Origin of the sequence: Kitasatospora sp. NPDC089509, assembly GCF_044749365.1 — a bacterium.
Taxonomy (GTDB): domain Bacteria; phylum Actinomycetota; class Actinomycetes; order Streptomycetales; family Streptomycetaceae; genus Kitasatospora.
In genome coordinates, this window is sequence record NZ_JBIVHS010000018.1 from 54772 (window position 1) to 72519 (window position 17748).

General features: G+C 73.1%; 14 protein-coding genes. 9 read left to right on the forward strand and 5 right to left on the reverse strand.

Features of this window, described 5'->3' with window-relative positions:
- The first annotated feature begins 128 nt into the window (after positions 1-128).
- On the forward strand, positions 129-1052 hold the full coding sequence (locus tag ACIP4P_RS30435) for a DUF4231 domain-containing protein (RefSeq protein WP_400923931.1): 924 nt from the start codon (positions 129-131) through the stop codon (positions 1050-1052).
- 216 nt (positions 1053-1268) lie between these two features.
- A complete protein-coding gene (locus tag ACIP4P_RS30440; protein ID WP_400923933.1) occupies positions 1269-2978 on the forward strand; it encodes a hydrogenase maturation protein in 1710 nt (569 codons plus the stop codon).
- A gap of 77 nt (positions 2979-3055) precedes the next feature.
- Here ACIP4P_RS30440 and ACIP4P_RS30445 read toward each other — a convergent pair whose 3' ends face one another.
- A complete protein-coding gene (locus ACIP4P_RS30445; RefSeq protein ID WP_400923935.1) occupies positions 3056-3886 on the reverse strand; it encodes an MHYT domain-containing protein in 831 nt (276 codons plus the stop codon).
- A gap of 275 nt (positions 3887-4161) precedes the next feature.
- On the reverse strand, positions 4162-4653 hold the full coding sequence (locus ACIP4P_RS30450) for a VOC family protein (RefSeq protein WP_400923937.1): 492 nt from the start codon (positions 4651-4653) through the stop codon (positions 4162-4164).
- Positions 4654-4794: 141 nt separating this feature from the next.
- Here ACIP4P_RS30450 and ACIP4P_RS30455 point away from each other — a divergent pair, with 141 nt between their 5' ends.
- Together ACIP4P_RS30455 and ACIP4P_RS30460 are read left to right on the forward strand one after the other, a co-directional pair.
- Positions 4795-5229: a MarR family transcriptional regulator gene (locus ACIP4P_RS30455; RefSeq protein WP_350517158.1), complete on the forward strand. Its 435-nt coding sequence runs from the start codon at positions 4795-4797 to the stop codon at positions 5227-5229.
- 122 nt (positions 5230-5351) lie between these two features.
- Positions 5352-6887 (forward strand): MFS transporter, encoded by a 1536-nt coding sequence (locus ACIP4P_RS30460; protein ID WP_400923940.1) that lies wholly within the window; start codon positions 5352-5354, stop codon positions 6885-6887.
- A 51-nt stretch (positions 6888-6938) separates the two neighbouring features.
- Here the strand turns inward: ACIP4P_RS30460 and ACIP4P_RS30465 are convergent, their stop codons facing one another.
- Positions 6939-7457 carry a GNAT family N-acetyltransferase gene (locus ACIP4P_RS30465; protein ID WP_400923942.1) on the reverse strand — a complete coding sequence of 173 codons (519 nt, stop codon included), beginning with the start codon at positions 7455-7457 and terminating at the stop codon, positions 6939-6941.
- 46 nt (positions 7458-7503) lie between these two features.
- On the opposite strand from ACIP4P_RS30465, the gene thpR reads away from it, so the two are divergent.
- Positions 7504-8127 (forward strand): RNA 2',3'-cyclic phosphodiesterase, encoded by a 624-nt coding sequence (gene thpR / locus ACIP4P_RS30470; RefSeq protein ID WP_400923944.1) that lies wholly within the window; start codon positions 7504-7506, stop codon positions 8125-8127.
- A gap of 290 nt (positions 8128-8417) precedes the next feature.
- Here thpR and serC read toward each other — a convergent pair whose 3' ends face one another.
- Together serC and ACIP4P_RS30480 are read right to left on the reverse strand one after the other, a co-directional pair.
- Positions 8418-9536, reverse strand: coding sequence for a phosphoserine transaminase (gene serC, locus ACIP4P_RS30475; protein WP_350517162.1), 1119 nt, complete (start codon positions 9534-9536; stop codon positions 8418-8420).
- Positions 9537-9696: 160 nt separating this feature from the next.
- Positions 9697-10797: a citrate synthase 2 gene (locus ACIP4P_RS30480; protein WP_350517163.1), complete on the reverse strand. Its 1101-nt coding sequence runs from the start codon at positions 10795-10797 to the stop codon at positions 9697-9699.
- Positions 10798-11213: 416 nt separating this feature from the next.
- Between ACIP4P_RS30480 and pdxH the strand changes: the two genes are divergently transcribed.
- From pdxH to fxsT, 4 genes are all read left to right on the forward strand, one after another.
- Positions 11214-11846, forward strand: a complete 633-nt coding sequence (gene pdxH / locus ACIP4P_RS30485; RefSeq protein WP_400924152.1) for a pyridoxamine 5'-phosphate oxidase — start codon at positions 11214-11216, stop codon at positions 11844-11846.
- A gap of 132 nt (positions 11847-11978) precedes the next feature.
- Positions 11979-12173: an FxSxx-COOH cyclophane-containing RiPP peptide gene (gene fxsA / locus ACIP4P_RS30490; protein WP_350517164.1), complete on the forward strand. Its 195-nt coding sequence runs from the start codon at positions 11979-11981 to the stop codon at positions 12171-12173.
- Between the two features lie 139 nt (positions 12174-12312).
- Entirely contained in the window at positions 12313-13707 is a 1395-nt protein-coding gene (locus ACIP4P_RS30495; RefSeq protein WP_400923947.1) for a TIR-like protein FxsC, read from the forward strand.
- Positions 13704-17717, forward strand: a complete 4014-nt coding sequence (gene fxsT / locus ACIP4P_RS30500; RefSeq protein WP_400923949.1) for an FxSxx-COOH system tetratricopeptide repeat protein — start codon at positions 13704-13706, stop codon at positions 17715-17717. Before ACIP4P_RS30495 ends, fxsT begins: the two co-directional genes overlap by 4 nt.
- Positions 17718-17748 lie beyond the last annotated feature (31 nt).

Below are 17748 nucleotides of genomic sequence, written 5' to 3' on the forward strand. Positions count from 1 at the left end.
ACCGGTTATATCGGTTAGCCGTCGGGCCGGGCAATCACCGGCGGTCGGCGGCTGTCAAAAAGGCGACGGTGTAGGGCAGTTGGCGGCGGGAATACTGCCTGGACGGATAAGGGGAGGGGACTCGACCGATGGTGCAACAGGATCCGCCCGGGGGAGTCGAGGCGCGACTGCTGCCGGAGCTGTTCTGGCGGGCGGACAAGGCCTCGCTGGACGGACAGCGCGAGACGCTCCGCTGGCACCGCGGACTGATCGCCATGCTGGTGGTCGCCGCGCTGATCGGAGCGCTGCCGGGGCCGGCCCACCAGGGCGACGCCGACATCAAGCCACTCTTCTCGGTGGCCGCCTTCCTGATCGCCGGCTACTTCTGGTCCCGGCTGCGCCGCAGCAATCCGCAGGGGCGGTGGTACGAGGCGCGGGCGGCGGCCGAGTCGGTCAAGACGCTGGCCTGGAAGTACAGCGTCCGGGCCCGGCCGTTCGGCGGCGAGGCCGTCTCGGCGGACGCCGACCGCGGCTACCTGCTCCAGGTCGAGGACGTGCTGCGGGCCTTCGAGGACCCGGAGATCGTGCCGGCCGGAAGCGTCCCGGAGATCACCGAGGAGATGCGCCGCGCCCGGGCCGACAGCCTGACCGCCCGGCGCACCCTCTACCTGCGCACCCGGGTCGAGGGCCAGCGCACCTGGTACCGCTCCCGGGCCGAGTCCTGCGACTCCCAGTCGGTCTCCTGGGGGCTGGGCATCGCGACGCTGATCATCATCGGCGCGGCGGCGGCGATCGCCCAGGCCACCGGCGCCCTGGAGGTGCACGTCTTCGGGGCCAGTTCGGCCGCGGCCGCCTCGATCATCGCCTGGACCCAGCTCAAGCAGCTGCGCCCGCTGGCCGCCGCGTACCAGATGGCCGCGCGCGAGCTGGAGAACGTCGGCAACCAGCTCTCCGACCTCGACGCCAAGGCGCCGGACGCCGAGGAGCGGTGGGCCCGGCTGGCCGCCGAGGCGGAGGACGCGGTCTCCCGGGAGCACACCACCTGGCGGGCCCGGCGGGCGTTCCCGCGGTAGGTCCGCTCCGCCGGGAGGCCCGGCGCCGGGTGTCCGGCGCCAGGCCAACTCCGGGGAGGGGCTGGGGAGATCCGGCGAAGCGGGACCACGCGGGGGGCACAGGTGTGCGGGGTGCGTGAGAGTAGAGCGCCGAGCGACAGAACGTGACCATTACGTGTCCATGCCCTGGTTTCATCGCCACCGCGCGACCCGCAGTCCCTGCCCGGAGGCCCACCTGTGCGCATTCTCCTGATCGCCACCGCGTTCAACAGCCTGACCCAGCGCGTCCACACCGAGCTGCGCGAGCGCGGCCACCAGGTCGCCGTCCAACTCGCCCTCGGCGACGAGCAGATGAGGGAGGCGGTGGCCCAGGTCGACCCGGAGCTGATCATCTGCCCGATGCTCACCAAGGCCGTCCCGGCGGACATCTGGTCCACCCGGACGGTGCTGATCGTCCACCCCGGCCCGAAGGGCGACCGCGGCCCCTCCTCGCTCGACTGGGCGATCACCGGGGGCGCCCGGCGCTGGGGCGTCACCGTGCTGCAGGCCGTCGAGGAGATGGACGCGGGCGACATCTGGGCGTCGGTCGAGTTCGCCGTCCCCGAGTGCGGCAAGAGCGAGCTGTACCGGGGCGAGGTCGCGGACGCCGCCGTCGAGGCCGTCCTGCTGGCCGTCCAGCGGTACGAGGGCGGGCTGTTCGTCCCCGAGCCGCTGGACCACGCCCGCCCGGACGTGTACGGCGAACTGCGGCCCTTCCTCCGCCAGGAGGCCCGCCGGATCGACTGGCAGCGGGACGACACCGCCACCGTGCTGCGGAAGTTGCGCGCCGCCGACTCCCAACCCGGCGTGCTGGACGAGCTGTTCGGCCGGGACTTCTTCCTGCACGGCGGCCACCCCGAGGACGAGCTGCGCGGCCCGGATCCCGGCGCCGTGCTGGCCACCCGGGACGGCGCGATCTGCCGGGCCACCGTGGACGGCGCGGTCTGGATACCCCAGCTGCGCCCGCGCCGCACCCCCGGCGGGCCGGTCACCTTCAAGCTGCCGGCCGCGACGGCGCTCGCCGACGAGCTGCACCGGGTCCGCGAGGTGCCGGTGACGCCCGCGGCGGCGGCCGGTCGGAACACCTGGTCGGAGCTGCGCTACCGCGAGGAGGGCGAGGTCGGCTACCTCGAATTCGGCTACGCCGGCGGGGCGATGAGCACCGAGCAGTGCCGTCGGCTGCTGGCCGCCTACCGGGCGGCGGTCCAACGGCCCACCTCGGTGCTGGTGCTGGGCGCGCCCCGGGACTTCTACTCCAACGGGATCCACCTCAACGTCATCGAGGGCGCGGCCTTCCCGGCGCTGGAGTCCTGGGAGAACATCAACGCGATGGACGACCTGGTCGAGGCGGTCCTGACCACCGGCGACAAGCTGACCGTCGCCGCGCTGGCCGGGAACGCGGCGGCCGGCGGCCTGATGATGGCGCTGGCCGCCGACGAGGTGTGGTGCCGGGACTCGGCGGTGCTCAACCCGCACTACCGGCTGATGGGCCTGTACGGCTCCGAGTACTGGACGTACACCCTGCCGGCCCGGGTCGGCGCCGAGCAGGCCGAGCGGCTCACCACCGAGGCGCTGCCGGTCGGGGCCGAACACGCCCGCCGGATCGGTCTGGTGGACCGCGCGTTCGGCGGGGACGCGGCGGAGTTCCGCCGCTGGGTGGTTCGGGAGGCCGCCGGGCTGGCCGCCTCGCCGGAGCTCGCCGGGCGGCTGGTGGACAAGAAGCGCCGCCGGGCCGTGGACGAGGAGGCCAAGCCGCTGGCCGCGTACCGGGCGGAGGAACTGCGCCGGATGCACGCCAACTTCTACCGGGCCGGCGAGCCGTACCACGGGCTGCGGCGGGACTTCGTGCGCAAGGTCTGCCCGGTGGCGACGCCGGGGCACCTGACCGGGCTGCTCGGTCGGCCCTGAGGTTTTCAGGGGGTGTGCGGACGTCCGGCCGGGGTGGGGGACCCGGCCGGACGTCGGTCTTTCTCCGCGGCCCGGACTCAGCGCCGGGTGGCCGCGCCGCTCATCGGGCGCCGCCGCTGCGGGGGGACGCGCGGCGGCCGGGGTGCCAGCGGGGCCGCCGGGCCGACCAGCAGCGGCTGGCTGCTGGGCTTGCTGGGCGAGACGGCGAAGGCCAGCGAGCCGAAGAACACGTAGCAGCCCAGGCCGACCCCGAGCGGGAAGATGAACTGCAGCGCCATCACGCCGCCCTGGGTGGAGTGCGAGAAGTCCAGCCGGACCGACAGCGCGGCCATGCCGGTGTAGTGCATCGCGCAGACCGCCACGCCCATCACCGGCGCGGCCGCCAGGACGGCGAGGGTGCCCCGGATGTTCAGTGCGGCCCAGAGTGCGGCGGTGGCCGCGAACACCGCGATGGCGACCGAGAGCCCCACCGTGGTGCGGTCGTAGTCGAGGTGGCCGGGCAGCACCATCGCGGCCATGCCCAGGTAGTGCATCGCGGCGACGCCGAGGCCGGTGGTCAGTCCGCCGACCAGCAGCGCCAGCACGGGCCGGCTGCGCCAGTACCCGACGGTGAACAGTCCGACGCCGACCACGGCGACGGCGACCAGCAGGCTGAGCACAGTCAGCAGCGGCTGGTAGCTGATCTCGACGCCGGTGACGGAGAAGCCGAGCATCGCGATGAAGTGCATGGACCAGATGCCGGCGCCGAGCGAGGTGGAGGCGAACAGCAGCCAGACGGCCCGGCTGCGGCCCCGGGAGACGAGTGCCCAGCGGGCGCTGCGGAGGGCGACGAAGGCGCCGAGGCAGGCGACGAAGTACGAGACCGCCGGTGTCACCCAGCCGTGGTCGGCATGATGGATCTCACCCAATTGAGCTCCCTGGACGAGGGGTTGAGGGCGCCAGGGCTCGGGCGGACGCGGCAGGCCGGGTCGCCGGGGAGAAGGTGGGGGAGGGGCACGGAACGGGTGCCATCGAGAGGAGACCTGGCGTGTGGTGCCCCTGACAACGGGGACAGTAACGACTGCCGGGCAGTCGCACAAGGTTCGTGTTTTTCGTGAACTCCCAGGTCAGCGTGGACCTTTACGTCGCCTGCAAGATCTTGGCACCAAGCCCTGACACCGCCTGCGCAGGACCCCCGGGGGTCTCACTGTCCGATGGCCTGCTCCAGCGGGGCGAGCCCGAAGGGGTGGCCGGCCGGGTCGATCAGCACCCGGAGCGTGCGGCCGTGCTGGTAGCCGGGCTCGGTCGCACCGAGCGCCAGCGCCTTCGCGGTGGACTCCTCCAGGTCGTCCACGTAGAAGTCGAGGTGGAAGTGCTTGCTGCCGTCCGGCTCGGTCCACGGCTCCGGCCGGTAGCCGCTGACCCGTCCGAAGCCCAGCGGGCTGCCGCCCTCCGGGTTGTCCAGGATCGCGAAGCGCTCGTCCACGTGCCGGGTCTCCCAGCCCAGCAGCTCGCCGTAGAAGGCGGCCAGTGCCACCGGGTCGGCGCAGTCGATGGTGACCATGGCGAGCCGGGCGAAGCCGGAGTCGTCCTGCGGGTCCGGCGCGGACCCGGCGGTCTGCGGCGACGGCGCGGACGGCGCGGCCGGCACGGACGGTGCGGCCGGCGCGGGAGCTTCGGAAGCGAGGTCGGACATGTCTGGTCGGCCCTTCCGGGAGGTGGGAGCGGTTCCGGGAGGTGGGAACGATCACCCCTCACCAATATGGCACCGGGCCGATCCTCCGGCACGGCGGGAACCCGTTTTTCTTTAGCGAGGGTAATGACGTAAGCTAAAGAGATGCCCGAGATGTCCGAGCAGGACCTCGCAGCGATCTCACAGCTGCGGTCGTCCACCATGCGCCTCTCCCGACGACTCAAACACCAGCGGGTGGAGGAGTCGTTGAGTCCCACCGAGATGGGAGTGCTGGGCACCCTCGCCCGGTGCGGAAAGGCGACACCGGGTGAGCTCGCCCGGAAGGAGCACGTGCAGCCCCCCTCGATGACCAGGATCGTCGCGATGCTGGAGGAGAAGGGGCTGGTGCGGCGGGAGCCGCACCCCGAGGACCGCCGCCAGGTGGTCGTCAGCAGCACCGAGCAGGCCGAGACGATCCTCGCGGAGAGTCGTCGGCGCCGAAACGCCTGGCTCGCCGAGCTCGCCCAAGGGCTCGACGACGACGAGTGGGCCGCCCTCCGGGAGGCCGCACCCGTGCTCTACAAGCTCGCACACCTCTAGGCACACCCACTCCGGCGAGCCGCCGGAAGAAGAAGGAGTACCGCATCACCGCAGGACCGATTACCGAAACCAGGAGCGCGACGGCCACCGCCAGGGCCGTCGCGCCGCGAGGGGAGACCACCGTGACACCGCCGGCCGCAGCCAGCGCCGCCGCCCGTACCGACGACCAGACCACCGACCCCGCCGCGGACACCGCGGCCGCCGACGCCCAGGCCCCCGCCCCCAGCGGACTGCCGGGCAACGGCGACGACGACCCCGACGAACGCACCGCGGCGGATTCCGCCGCTCAGCGCCGAACCCCTTCGGCCGCGTCCCCCACCGGTTCGGCCGCATCGCCGACCGGAGCCGAATTCACCAGGCCCCGGGGGATGTTCTCCTCCCTGCGCGTTCGCAACTACCGCTACTACTTCGCCGGCCAGGTGGTGTCCAACACCGGTACCTGGATGCAGCGGATCGCCCAGGACTGGCTGGTGCTCAGCCTCACCGGCAGCCCGCTCGCGGTCGGCATCACCACCGCCATGCAGTTCCTGCCGATGCTGCTGCTCGGCCTGTTCGGCGGCGTGCTCGCCGACCGGATGCCCAAGCGCCGGCTGCTGGTCTACACCCAGGGCGCGATGGGCCTGCTCGCGGCCGGACTGGCCGTGCTGACCATCGGCGACGTGGTGACGCCGTACTACGTGTACGCCTTCGCCCTGCTGCTCGGCCTGGTCACCGTGGTGGACAACCCGACCCGGCAGGCCTTCGTCTCCGAGATGGTCGGCCCGAAGGACCTCGCCAACGCGGTCAGCCTGAACGCCGCCAACTTCCAGACCGCCCGGCTGGTCGGCCCCGCCGTCGCGGGCCTGCTGATCGCCGCGGTCGGCAGCGGCTGGGCGTTCGCCGTCAACGCGCTGTCCTTCGCCGCCGTGATCGGCGGACTGCTCGCGATGCGCGAGTCCGAACTGCGCCCGACCGAGCCGATCGCCCGGGAGAAGGGCCAGCTGCGCGAGGGCCTGCGGTACGTGAAGGAGCGGCCCGAGCTGCTCTGGCCGATGGTGCTGGCCGGTTTCATCGGCACCTTCGGGTTCAACTTCCCGACCCTGCTGTCGGGTTTCGCGTACGACACCTTCAAGGTGGGCGCCGGACAGTACGGCCTGCTGAACACCGCGATGGCGGTCGGCTCGCTGGCCGGTGCGCTGCTCGCCGCCCGCCGGGGCGCGCCCCGGCTGCGCCGACTGGTCGGCGCGGCGCTGGCCTTCGGCACGCTGGAGGTGGTCGCGGCCTTCGCGCCCGACTACTGGACCTTCGCGCTGCTGCTGATGCTGATCGGGGTGTTCGGGCTGAGCTTCAACACCTCGGTCAACTCGATGCTGCAGCTGTCCACCGACCCCGAGATGCGCGGTCGGGTGATGGGCCTGCTGGTGCTGGTCTTCACCGGCGGCACGCCGATCGGCGCCCCGATCGTGGGCTGGGTGACCGCCTCGTACGGGCCCCGGCTGGGTCTGCTGGCCTGCGGGCTGGTGTCCGCGCTGGCGGCCGCCGCGGTCGGCCTGGTGCTGGCCCGCAGCGCGGACCTGCGGGTGCGCTTCGACCTGCACCCGGGCCGCGGCGGGCGGGTGGTGGCCGTCGTGCCGCGCGTCGCCGTGCCGCGCAAGTCCGAGCTGGCCGCCGCCTGCTGACGGAACGTCAGAACGCCCCGGGGGCCTTCCCCGGGGCGTTGCGGCGTGCTGTCAGAGCCGGATCTCCAGCACCTGGCCGGGCCACATGCCGGAGGGCTGCTCGGCCTCGAAGGTCTCGGTCTCGGTGAAGCCGAGCGCCCGGTACTGGCCGACCAGCTTGCGGTCGTTGCCGGCGTAGCAGTCCACCCGCAGCAGGTCGAGGCCGCGGCGGCGGGTCTCCTCGATCGCGTCGGCGATCAGCGCGGCGCCTATGCCGGAACCCTTGCGGGTGCGGTCGGTGACCAGGAGGCGGACGTAGAGCTCGGGTTCCTTCGACGGCGGGACGAACCTGCCGCGGTCCTCGGCCAGGACGCAGCAGCCGATCGTACGGCCTTCCTCGTCCACGGCCAGGCGGACCAGGAAGGGGTCCTCGGTGTACGAGGTGACCTGGTCGACCCGGGCCTGGTTGGTGCTGAACGGCTCGTCGCCCCACTGCCCGGTGCGTTCCTGGCCGGCCAGCCAGGAGATGGCGCCGTCGAGTAGGGACAGGATGTCGGAAGCGTCCGAAGGGCCCCCGTTGCGGATCTTCATGGAAAACCGTTCTACACCGTGCCGTCCGGGGAGGGAAGATCGGATCATGAGACTGTTCGTCGCGGTGCTGCCGCCGGTCGAGGCGCTCCAGGGGCTCTCCGACGCCGTCGCCCCGGTGCGCGGGCTGCCCGGGGCGGACCGGCTGCGCTGGACCGCCGTCGAGGGCTGGCACCTGACCCTGGCCTTCCTCGGCGAGGTGCCGGCCGAACGGCTGCCGGAACTGGAGGCCGCCCTGGCCGCCGTCGCGGCCGTCCACCCGGTGCACCGGTTGCGGATCGCGGGCTCCGGCCGGTTCGGGGACCGGGTGCTCTGGGCCGGGGTCGAGGGGCAGACCCGGGCGATCCGCCGGCTCGCGGAGGCGGTGGCCGAGGCCACCGCCGGGTTCACCGGGGAGTCGATCGGGGGGTCCGCCGGGGAGTCCGCCGGGAAGGGCGACGCCTTCGCCTTCCACCCGCACCTCACGCTGGCCCGGGCCGGCTCCTCGCGCGGCCACCGGCGGGCCGTCCAGCGGGTCGCGGCGGCCGAGCTGGACGGGTTGGCGGCGGCGCTGGCGCCGTACCGGGGGCCGGAGTGGGCGGCCGCCGGGCTGCACCTGATGCGCAGCGACCTGAGCGGGGGCTTCGCCCACTACGAGTCGCTGCGCTCCTGGGCGCTGGCCGACCGGGGCTGAGGGCACGGCGCCGAGGGCACGGGGCCGAGGGCACGGGGCCGAGGGTCTGGAGCCGAGGGCCTGGGATTCGTGTCGGGGTGAGCCGGGGGTACGCTCGATGACCGTGGATCCCAAGACTCGAATGCGCATCGTCTCCGGCACCCTGGTGCTGCTGCTGGTCGTCGTGCTGATCAGCTCCCTGGTCGGCAAGTAGCCCCGGCCCGGGCCCGCCGGCCCGCGGCCCCCGGCCCCCGGAACGGCGAGAGGGCCACCGCCCGCAGGCGGTGGCCCTCAGCCGTGCTCGGGACCCGTCAGAGCTGCTCGACCACGTAGTCGATGCAGTGGGTGAGCGCCTCGACGTCCGCCGGGTCGATCGCCGGGAACATCGCGACGCGCAGCTGGTTGCGGCCCAGCTTGCGGTACGGCTCGGTGTCCACGATGCCGTTGGCACGCAGTGCCTTGGCGACCGCGGCGGCGTCCACCGACTCGTCGAAGTCGATGGTGCCGACCACCTGGGAGCGCTCGGCCGGGTTCGCCACGAACGGGTTGGCGAAGGAGGACTTCTCGGCCCAGGTGTACAGCCGGGACGAGGAGTCGGCCGTACGGGCGACGGCCCAGTCCAGCCCGCCGTTGCCGTTGATCCACTCCAGCTGGTCGGCCAGCAGGAACAGGGTGGCGAGCGACGGGGTGTTGTACGTCTGGTCCTTCGACGAGTTGTCGATGGCCGTCGGCAGCGAGAAGAACGGCGGGATGTAGCGGCCGGAGGCGGCGATCTCGGCGGCGCGCTCCAGGGCGGCCGGGGAGAAGGTGGCCAGCCACAGGCCGCCCTCGGAGGCGAAGGACTTCTGCGGGGCGAAGTAGTAGACGTCGGTCTCGGTGATGTCGACCGGCAGGCCGCCGGCGCCCGAGGTGGCGTCCACCAGCACCAGCGAGCCCTGGTCCGCGCCGGCCGGGCGGGCGATCGGCATCGCGACGCCGGTCGAGGTCTCGTTGTGGGTGAGGCCGTAGACGTCCACGCCGGCCTCGGCGACCGGCAGCGGGTGGGTGCCCGGGGCGGCCTTGATCACCGTCGGCTCGGCCAGCCACGGGGCGGCCTTGACCGAGGAGGCGAACTTCGAGGAGAACTCGCCGAAGTCCAGGTGCTGGGACTTCTCCCGCACCAGGCCGAAGGCGGCGATGTCCCAGAAGGCGGTGGAGCCGCCGTTGCCGAGGACGACTTCGTAGCCCTCCGGCAGCGAGAACAGGCTGCTCACGCCCTCGCGCACGCGCTTGACCAGGTTCTTGACCGGGGCCTGGCGGTGCGAGGTGCCGAGCAGGGAGGTCTGGGTGGCGGCGAGGGCACTCAGGGCCTCGGGGCGCACCTTGGACGGTCCGCAGCCGAAACGGCCGTCTGCGGGCTTGATGTCAGCGGGGATCTGGATCTGAGCCACGCGCGCAGCCTACTGGCTGGGGGGCCGTCCGGGGTACGGTCGTCCGCCCGCTGAGATTGTGATCTTGGCTGCTCATCAGTGCGGGCCGGCGGGCCCGGCCGGAGCCGGACCCGCTGGTCAGAGGCGGTGTCGGGGGCTCCGGCCGGCGGCCTCGGCGCGCTCAGTGCGCGATGGCGTCCCAGCCCTCGATCTCCTCGGGGCGGCGCGGGCCGGGGCCCGTGTAGCGCGCGGAGGGGCGCACGAGGCGACCGGTGCGCTTCTGCTCCAGGATGTGCGCCGACCAGCCCGCCGTGCGCGCGCAGGTGAACATCGAGGTGAACATGTGCGCGGGGACCTCGGCGAAGTCCAGCATGATCGCGGCCCAGAACTCGACGTTGGTGGCGAGCACCCGGTCGGGGCGGCGGTTGTGCAGCTCCTCCAGCGCGGCCTTCTCCAGCGCCTCGGCGACCTCGAAGCGCGGGGCGCCGAGCTCCTTGGCGGTGCGGCGCAGCACCCGGGCGCGCGGGTCCTCGGCGCGGTAGACGCGGTGGCCGAAGCCCATCAGGCGCTCGCCCTTGTCCAGCGCGTTCTTGACCCAGGCGGTGGCGTCGCCGGTGCGCTCGATCTCCTCGATCATGCCGAGCACGCGCGAGGGGGCGCCGCCGTGCAGCGGGCCGGACATCGCGCCGACGGCGCCGGAGAGCGCGGCCGCGACGTCGGCGCCGGTGGAGGCGATGACCCGGGCGGTGAAGGTGGAGGCGTTCATGCCGTGCTCGGCGGCCGAGGTCCAGTAGGCGTCGACGGCCTTGACGTGCTTCGGGTCCGGCTCGCCGCGCCAGCGGATCATGAACCGCTCGACGACCGTCTCGGCCTTGTCGATCTCGCTCTGCGGGACCATCGGCAGGCCCTGGCCGCGGGCGGACTGGGCGACGTAGGACAGCGCCATGACGGCGGCCCGGGCGAGGTCGTCGCGGGCCTGCTCGGCGGAGATGTCGAGCAGCGGCTTGAGGCCCCAGACCGGGGCGAGCATGGCGAGCGCGGACTGGACGTCGACCCGGATGTCGCCGGAGTGCACCGGGATCGGGAAGGGCTCGGCGGCCGGCAGGCCGGGGTTGAACTTGCCGTCCACGAGCAGGCCCCACACGTGGCCGAAGGAGACGTTGCCGACCAGGTCGTCGATGTCGACACCGCGGTACCGCAGGGCGCCGCCTTCCCGGTCGGGCTCGGCGATCTCGCTCTCGAACGCGACGACTCCCTCAAGCCCGGGTACGAAATCGGACATGCGACGGCTCCTTCAGTTCTGCGATCGGTGCTCCGCCGTGGTGGGGCGGCGCTCCAGTGACCGAATCGTGGTTGGCACTCGGTGCCAGAGTGACAGGCACGGGGTGCATTGCGCCATACACCACCGCGGTGATGTTTCCGGTGGGGCCGGTTGACTTCCCGCCGGGGGTCGGTCGTGCCCCGGGGACTCCCGGAACCAAACGCCCGGTTCCGGACAATTCCCCGTACGGCGGGCGGCCAAGCGGTGGCGAGTCACCATATCTCCGGCCGGGGTTTGTCCGGAGGTAGCGGTGCCGGTTGCTTGTCGTACGGGATGATGTTGGCGTGCAGACCCCGGAACGCGCCCACTCGACGCCCCTGAGCCCCGCCACCCGGTCCCCGGCCGACGCGGCCCGACCCGGTCCGGACCTCGCCGTGATGCGCAAGCAGTACCGTCACGAGGGCCTGGCCGAGGAGCGGCTCGCGCCCGAGCCGATCGGCCAGTTCGCCCGCTGGTTCCACGAGGCGGACGACGCCGGGGTGGTGGAGCCCAACGCCATGGTGCTCTCCACCGCCGACGACCGGGGCCGGCCCAGCTCGCGCACCGTCCTGCTCAAGGGGTACGACCTCCGCGGCTTCGTCTTCTTCACCAACTACGGCTCCCGCAAGGGCTCCGAGCTCGCCGTCAACCCGTACGCCGCGCTGCTCTTCCCGTGGGTCGCGCTGGCCCGCCAGGTGATCGTCGAGGGCCGGGTCGAGAAGGTCGGCCGGGACGAGACCGCCGCCTACTTCCGCACCCGCCCGCACGGCTCCCAACTCGGCGCCTGGGCCAGCGAGCAGTCCAGCCCGGTCGACAGCCGGGCCGTCCTCGAACAGCGCTACGCCGACCTGGAGCGCCGCTACCCGGAGGGCGAGGGCGTGCCCGTCCCGCCGTTCTGGGGCGGCTACCGGGTGATCCCGGAGCGCGTCGAGTTCTGGCAGGGGCGCGAGAACCGGCTGCACGACCGGCTCCGCTACCTCGCCGACCCGGCGAGCCCGACGGGGTGGCGGGTGGAGCGGCTCTGCCCGTGACGGGCGGCGGGGCGCGACGCCACGGGACACCTGACGGACCGTCACGTTTTGTGTAGAATGTGCGCGCTGCGCCTGGGTCGATGTTTCTCCGGGCGGCTTCCGGCTGTGCCGGCACGATCGAGTGAGGGACTGATGAGCGTCACCGGTGCGGAAACCGCTGCTGGACTCGGCTCTGACCTGGTCGACGTCACCGCCCTGCCGCTCGACGAACTCGACGCCCTGCCGGACACCGTGCTCGGCGACCTGCTGCGCCGGGTCGTGGCGGACGCCCTGACGCCCGGCGCCGAGCCGCTCGCGGCCTTCCAGTCGGCGCTCGAACTCCGCTGACCCGGCTGACCCCGCTGACCGTCGGCTAAACCATCCGCCCCGGCCGGATTCCCCAACTCGCCGCCCCCCTGGTGCAGTTCACGACATGCTGGGTATGAGACCAGCGCCGTCGCGGCATCGTCAGGGTCGGGGGAAACAGGTGAGTGAGCGGGATCAGCAACGGCCGTACTTCTTCTTCAGCTACGCGCGTCGGGACTTCGAGGCGGAGGACGCCTTCGTCGACCAGTTCTTCAACGACCTGCGGGACGAGCTCGGGCGCATCCTCGGGCCGGCCGTCCAGGCGGACGAACTCGCCTTCCGGGACACCGAACGGCTGCGCCTGGGCGACGAATGGGCCGACAAGCTGGCCCAGATGCTCGGCCGCAGCCGGACCATGGTCGCGCTCTACTCGCCGGCCTACTTCGCCAGCGTGTACTGCGGCAAGGAGTGGACGGCCTTCCGCGGCCGGGTCCGGCGCCACCACGAGGAGACCGCGGAACAGGTCGCCGCGCTGATCCCGGTGCTCTGGGAGCCGGTCGCGCCCGCGGAGCTCGTCCCCGAGGTCACCAGGATCCAGTGGGCCCAGCCGGACATGGGCAACGCCTACGCCCGGCACGGCCTGCGCGCCCTGCTGCGCACCGCCCAGCAGGACGCCTACCGGCAGGTCGTCCGGGTGGTCGCCGGACGGATCCGGGACGCGGCGGTGCGCCGGCTCGCCGAACTGCCCGAGTTCGACCTCGACGCCGTCCGCGGCTACTTCCCCGGGCCGGCCGCGCCGGCACCGGCCGCCGAACCCGGCATGGTGCGGCTGTTCATCGCGGCCGGCCGGGCCGCCGAGGCGGCCGCCGAAGGCGGCTCGTACGCGGGCGGCTGGTACGGCGCCAAGCCCTGGCACTGGGCGCCGTTCTACCCGCCGGCCCAGCCCTCGCTGGCCTCCCGCGCCCAGCGGGTGATCACCAACGCCGGGCACACCACCACGCTGGAGGAGATCGGCGCCGGGCTCGGCGAGAAGCTCGACCAGGCCCGGGAGGACAGCCAGGTCAGCGTCCTGCTGGTGGACCCGTGGGCGGCCGGGCACGAGCGCTACCGGGACGCGCTGCGCGAGTACGACGACCAGAACCACCCGGTCACCGGCGTGATGGTGCCGATCGGCGGCGGTGACCCGGACGGGGAGCGCGAAGCGCCGTGGGTCGGCGTGCGGGGCGTGTTCCGCCGCAACTGGTTGCGCCGGCGCGACCCGGAGCACTTGTTCCGGGTGAAAGTGAGCCAGGAGAGCTTCGACAGCGACCTCGCCATCATGGTGACGGTTGCTCAGAACAAGCTCATGGACGACAACTTGGATTGGGGGGACGATGGCGGCGACGCCTTCGGCTTCGGCCCGGGAGGCGGCCGGGACATGCCCGGTCTGGCCATCCCGGCCGGCCCGCCCAGCCCCTCCGGTCCGCCGCGGAGCCCGTCCGCGCACCGCGATCCGGAACCGACGGCGAAGGACCTGCCCGGCCAGCGCCCGGGCAGCCACGACGGCTCTGTCCCGCTGAGGGGAGACGGACGATGAGCACTGAGCCCGTGACGGAGCCGGGGCGCGGCGGACCGGGTTCGGTCGTCACGTTCTACTCGTTCAAGGGCGGCACCGGCCGCACCATGGCGCTCGCCAACGTCGGCTGGATCCTGGCCAGTCGGGGCCTGCGCGTCCTGGTGGTCGACTGGGACCTGGAGGCGCCGGGCCTGCACCGCTACTACCACCCGCTGCTGGTCGACCCCGAACTGCACTCCACCGACGGCCTGATCGACATGCTGCGCTCCTACGTCAAGCAGGCACTGCCCTCCGCCGCCGGGCCCACCGGCCGGCCCCCGGCCGCCTGGCTGGACGAACCCGGGCGGCTGGACGGCTACATCTGCGGCCTCGCCCTCGACCTGCCGGCCGGCGGACGGCTCGACTTCCTGCCCGCCGGGCGGCAGAACGCCGCCTACGCGGCCGCCGTCACCAGCTTCAACTGGCGCAGCTTCTACCACGGTCGGGACATCCGCGGCGGCGAGTTCCTGCGCGAGCTGCGCGAACGCTGGGCCCGCAGCTACGACTACGTGCTCATCGACAGCCGTACCGGCGTCAGCGACACCTCCGGCATCTGCACCGTGCTGATGCCGGACACCGTGGTCGACTGCTTCACCTTCAGCGCCCAGAACATCCGCGGCGGCGTCGACGCCGCCAAGGCCATCGCCGAGGCCGAGGAACGGGCCATCCGGGTCCTGCCGGTGCCGATGCGGGTCGAGGACGCCGAACAGGAACGCCTGGAGGCCGGGCGGGACTTCGCCCGCGACGCCTTCGCCCCCTACCTCGGCCGCTGGCTGCCCGGGGACCGCCGGGCCGCCTACTGGGCCGACGTCGAGGTGCCGTACAAGCCCTTCTACGCCTACGAGGAGGTGCCCGCCACCGTCGCCGACCGCCCGCAGGAGGCCCGCAGCCTGCTCAACGCCTTCGAGCGGCTGGCCGAGTGGATCACCGACGGGCGGGTCCGCTCGCTGCGCCCGCTCGGCTCCGAGGCCCGCCGCCGGCTGTACGGCGCCTACCTGCGCTCGGCCCGGGCGGTGCCCCGCCAGGTCTTCGTCAGCTACGCGCCCGAGGACCGGATGTGGGCCGAGTGGGCGGCCGCCACCCTCACCCGCTTCGGCTACCAGTCCTCGCTGCACAACGCCGCCGAGCCGCACGGCGGCCAGCGGCCGCCGGAGGTGGCCGGACCGCTCGAAGGCCAGGGCCGGGTGCTCGCGCTGCTCTCGCCCGAGTACACCGCGCTGCCCCGGGCCGGCGAGGTCTGGCAGCTCCTCCAGGGCCGCGAACTCCCCTCCGGCTCCTCGGCGTTGGTCGCCCTGCGGCTGCAGGACTCGGACGAGCCGGTGCCCCGGCCGTTCATCGGCCAGGCGGTGCCCGACCTGATCCGCGCCTCCGCCACCGGAGCCGAGGCCCAGCTCTACGGCGAGCTCGGCCCGCCGCCCGGCAGCAACCGCCAGTTCGACACCGACAGCGGCGAGTTCATCGCCCCGGCGCGGTTCCCCGGCACCGCCCCGCAGGTCCAGGACGCGCCCTCGCGCAACGCCGCCTTCATCGGCCGCGGCAAGCTGCTGGAACTGCTTCGCAACCGCTTCACCGGCGGTCCCACCGCCGTGCTCAGCCAGGTCCTGTACGGCTTCGGCGGCGCGGGCAAGTCCCAGATCGCCGCCGAGTACGCGCACCGCTTCAAGTCCGCCTACGACGTGATCTGGTGGGTGCCCGCCGAGGAGCCCGCCAACATCCCGCAGAAGCTCGCCGAACTCGCCCCCCGGCTCGGCGTGCCGACCAGCGACGACGTCGCCCACACCGCCGCGGCCGTGCTGGACGCGCTGCGCCGCGGCCACCCGTACCGCCGCTGGCTGCTGGTCTTCGACAACGCCGGCACCCCCGAGGAGCTCGCCCCCTGGCAGCCCGGCGGCTCCTCCGGCGGGCACGTGCTGATCACCTCCCGCAACCAGGGCTGGGCCCGGCACGCCGGCCTGGTCGAGGTCGACGTCTTCCTGCGGGAGGAGTCCGTGCGGCTGCTGCGCCGCTTCAACGGCGGCCTCTCCGCGGAGGACGCCGACCAGGTCGCGTACCGGCTCGGCGACCTCCCGCTCGCCGTCGGCCAGGCCGCCGTCTGGCTGCAGGAGACGTCGATGCCGATCGCCACCTACCTCGAACTGCTCGACGGGGAGCTCACCGAGATGCTGGAGCGCACCCGGCTGCGCCCCGCCGAGTACCCGCACTCCGCCGCCGCCACCTGGCGCATCTCGGTCGAGGAACTGCGCCGGATGAACGCCCCGGCCGCCCAGATCCTGGAGATCTGCGCCTTCTTCGGCCCGGACGCCATCCCGATGAAGCTGCTCTACAGCCGGGCCGTCACCCGGGCCCTGCGACTGCCCCCGCGCGCGCCGCGCGACAAGCTGGCGATCGGCGAGTTCCTGCGCGCCATCAACCGGTTCGGGCTGGCCCGCACCGACCAGGGCAGCGAGACCATCACCGTGCACCGACTGGTCCAGGCCGTGCTCCGGGACCAGGTCGAGGAGGAGCGGCAGGCCGAACTGCGCGGCGTCGTGCACGCGGCGCTGGCCACCGCCAACCCCGGCGACCCCGACATCCCGGCCAACTGGTCCGAGTACGCCGAACTCCTGCCCCACCTCTGGCCGTCCGGCGCGGTCGACAGCGCCGACGAGGACGTCCGGCAGTGGATCATCGACTCGGTGCGCTACCAGTGGAAGCGCAGCCTGCACGAGTCCGGCCGGGAACTGGCCGAGCGGACCCTGGAGCACTGGCGCGAGGACGGCTTCGGCGGGCCCGACTTCGACGTCGACAACGACGCCCAGACGCTGATGCTGCGCACCCAGCTGAGCAACATCCGCCGCTCCCAGGGCGCCCTCCAGGAGGCGTACGAGATGGACCGGGACATCCTGGACCGGTTCACCGCCACCCTGGGCCCGGAGCACTCGCACACCCTCGCCGTCGCCAACAGCCTCGGCGCCGACCTGCGCTTCCTCGGCCGCTACGACGAGGCCCGGGCGCTCGACCGCAGGACCCTGGACGCGGCCCGGCGCACCCTCGGGCCGGACCACCCGCGCACCCTGATGATCACCAACAACCTGGCCGTCTCCGACTACCTGGCCGGCGACCGCTACGCCGCGCTGGAACGCCACCGCAGCAACTACCTCCAGCAGCGCGAGGCCCTCGGCGCGCACAGCCTGTACGCGCTGTCCTCCGCCTCCAACTACGCCCGCGACCTGCGCGAGACCGGCCGGCTGCGGGAGGCGCTGGACCTGCTGGAGGAGACCGTCCGGATCTACCAGCAGACCATCGGCGACAACCACACCGACACCCTGCGCGCCCGCAAGAACCTCGCCGTGGCGCTGCGCCGGGCCGGGCGCTACCACGAGGCGCTGGAGATCGACGAGGACATCTACCAGCGCTACCTGGACATCAACGGCCCCGAGCACCCGGACACCCTGGCCGCCGCCACCAACCTGGCCAGCGACTACACCGCGCTCGGCGACACCGACCGGGCCATCCCGCTGGCCGAGCGGGCGCTCGCCCGCTACCGCGAGTACCTCGGCGAGAACCACCCGGTCACCCTCGCCGGTGCCAACAACCTCTCGGTCTACCTGCGGCTGGCCGGCCGGCTCGCCGAGGCGCGGGAGCTGTCCGCGCGCACGCTGGCGCAGTTCCGGACGGTCCTCGGCGCGCACCACCTCTACATCCCGATCGCGATGATGAACCACGCGAACGACCTGGCGCTGGCCGGTGAGCTTCGGTCCGCGCTCGCCCTGGAACAGGAGGCGGCGCCGCTGATGACCGAGGCGCTCGGCCCGGACCACTACGACTCGATCGGCATCAACTCCAACCTGTCGCTGTCGCTGTCGGCGCTCGGCGAGACCGAACGGGGCGCCGCGCTGCGGGCCGACTGCATCCGGCGGGCCCGGATCACCCTGGGGGAGGAGCACCCGACCACGGTGGCGGTGAAGGCGGGCACCCGGCTGGACTCGGACGTGGAGCCTCCGCACGTGTGACGGGCGGTCGGCGATCGGGTCCGGCGGTGTT

What these genes read in the sequence shown, in the direction of transcription:
- ACIP4P_RS30465 (WP_400923942.1), bottom strand. Translation starts at nt 7,457, where the DNA reads ATGAAGATCCGCAACGGGGGCCCTTCGGACGCTTCCGACATCCTGTCC.
- ACIP4P_RS30480 (WP_350517163.1), bottom strand. Translation starts at nt 10,797, where the DNA reads ATGTCCGATTTCGTACCCGGGCTTGAGGGAGTCGTCGCGTTCGAGAGC.
- ACIP4P_RS30455 (WP_350517158.1), top strand. Translation starts at nt 4,795, where the DNA reads ATGCCCGAGATGTCCGAGCAGGACCTCGCAGCGATCTCACAGCTGCGG.
- fxsA (WP_350517164.1), top strand. Translation starts at nt 11,979, where the DNA reads ATGAGCGTCACCGGTGCGGAAACCGCTGCTGGACTCGGCTCTGACCTG.
- fxsT (WP_400923949.1), top strand. Translation starts at nt 13,704, where the DNA reads ATGAGCACTGAGCCCGTGACGGAGCCGGGGCGCGGCGGACCGGGTTCG.
- pdxH (WP_400924152.1), top strand. Translation starts at nt 11,214, where the DNA reads ATGCGCAAGCAGTACCGTCACGAGGGCCTGGCCGAGGAGCGGCTCGCG.
- ACIP4P_RS30450 (WP_400923937.1), bottom strand. Translation starts at nt 4,653, where the DNA reads ATGTCCGACCTCGCTTCCGAAGCTCCCGCGCCGGCCGCACCGTCCGTG.
- ACIP4P_RS30435 (WP_400923931.1), top strand. Translation starts at nt 129, where the DNA reads ATGGTGCAACAGGATCCGCCCGGGGGAGTCGAGGCGCGACTGCTGCCG.
- thpR (WP_400923944.1), top strand. Translation starts at nt 7,504, where the DNA reads ATGAGACTGTTCGTCGCGGTGCTGCCGCCGGTCGAGGCGCTCCAGGGG.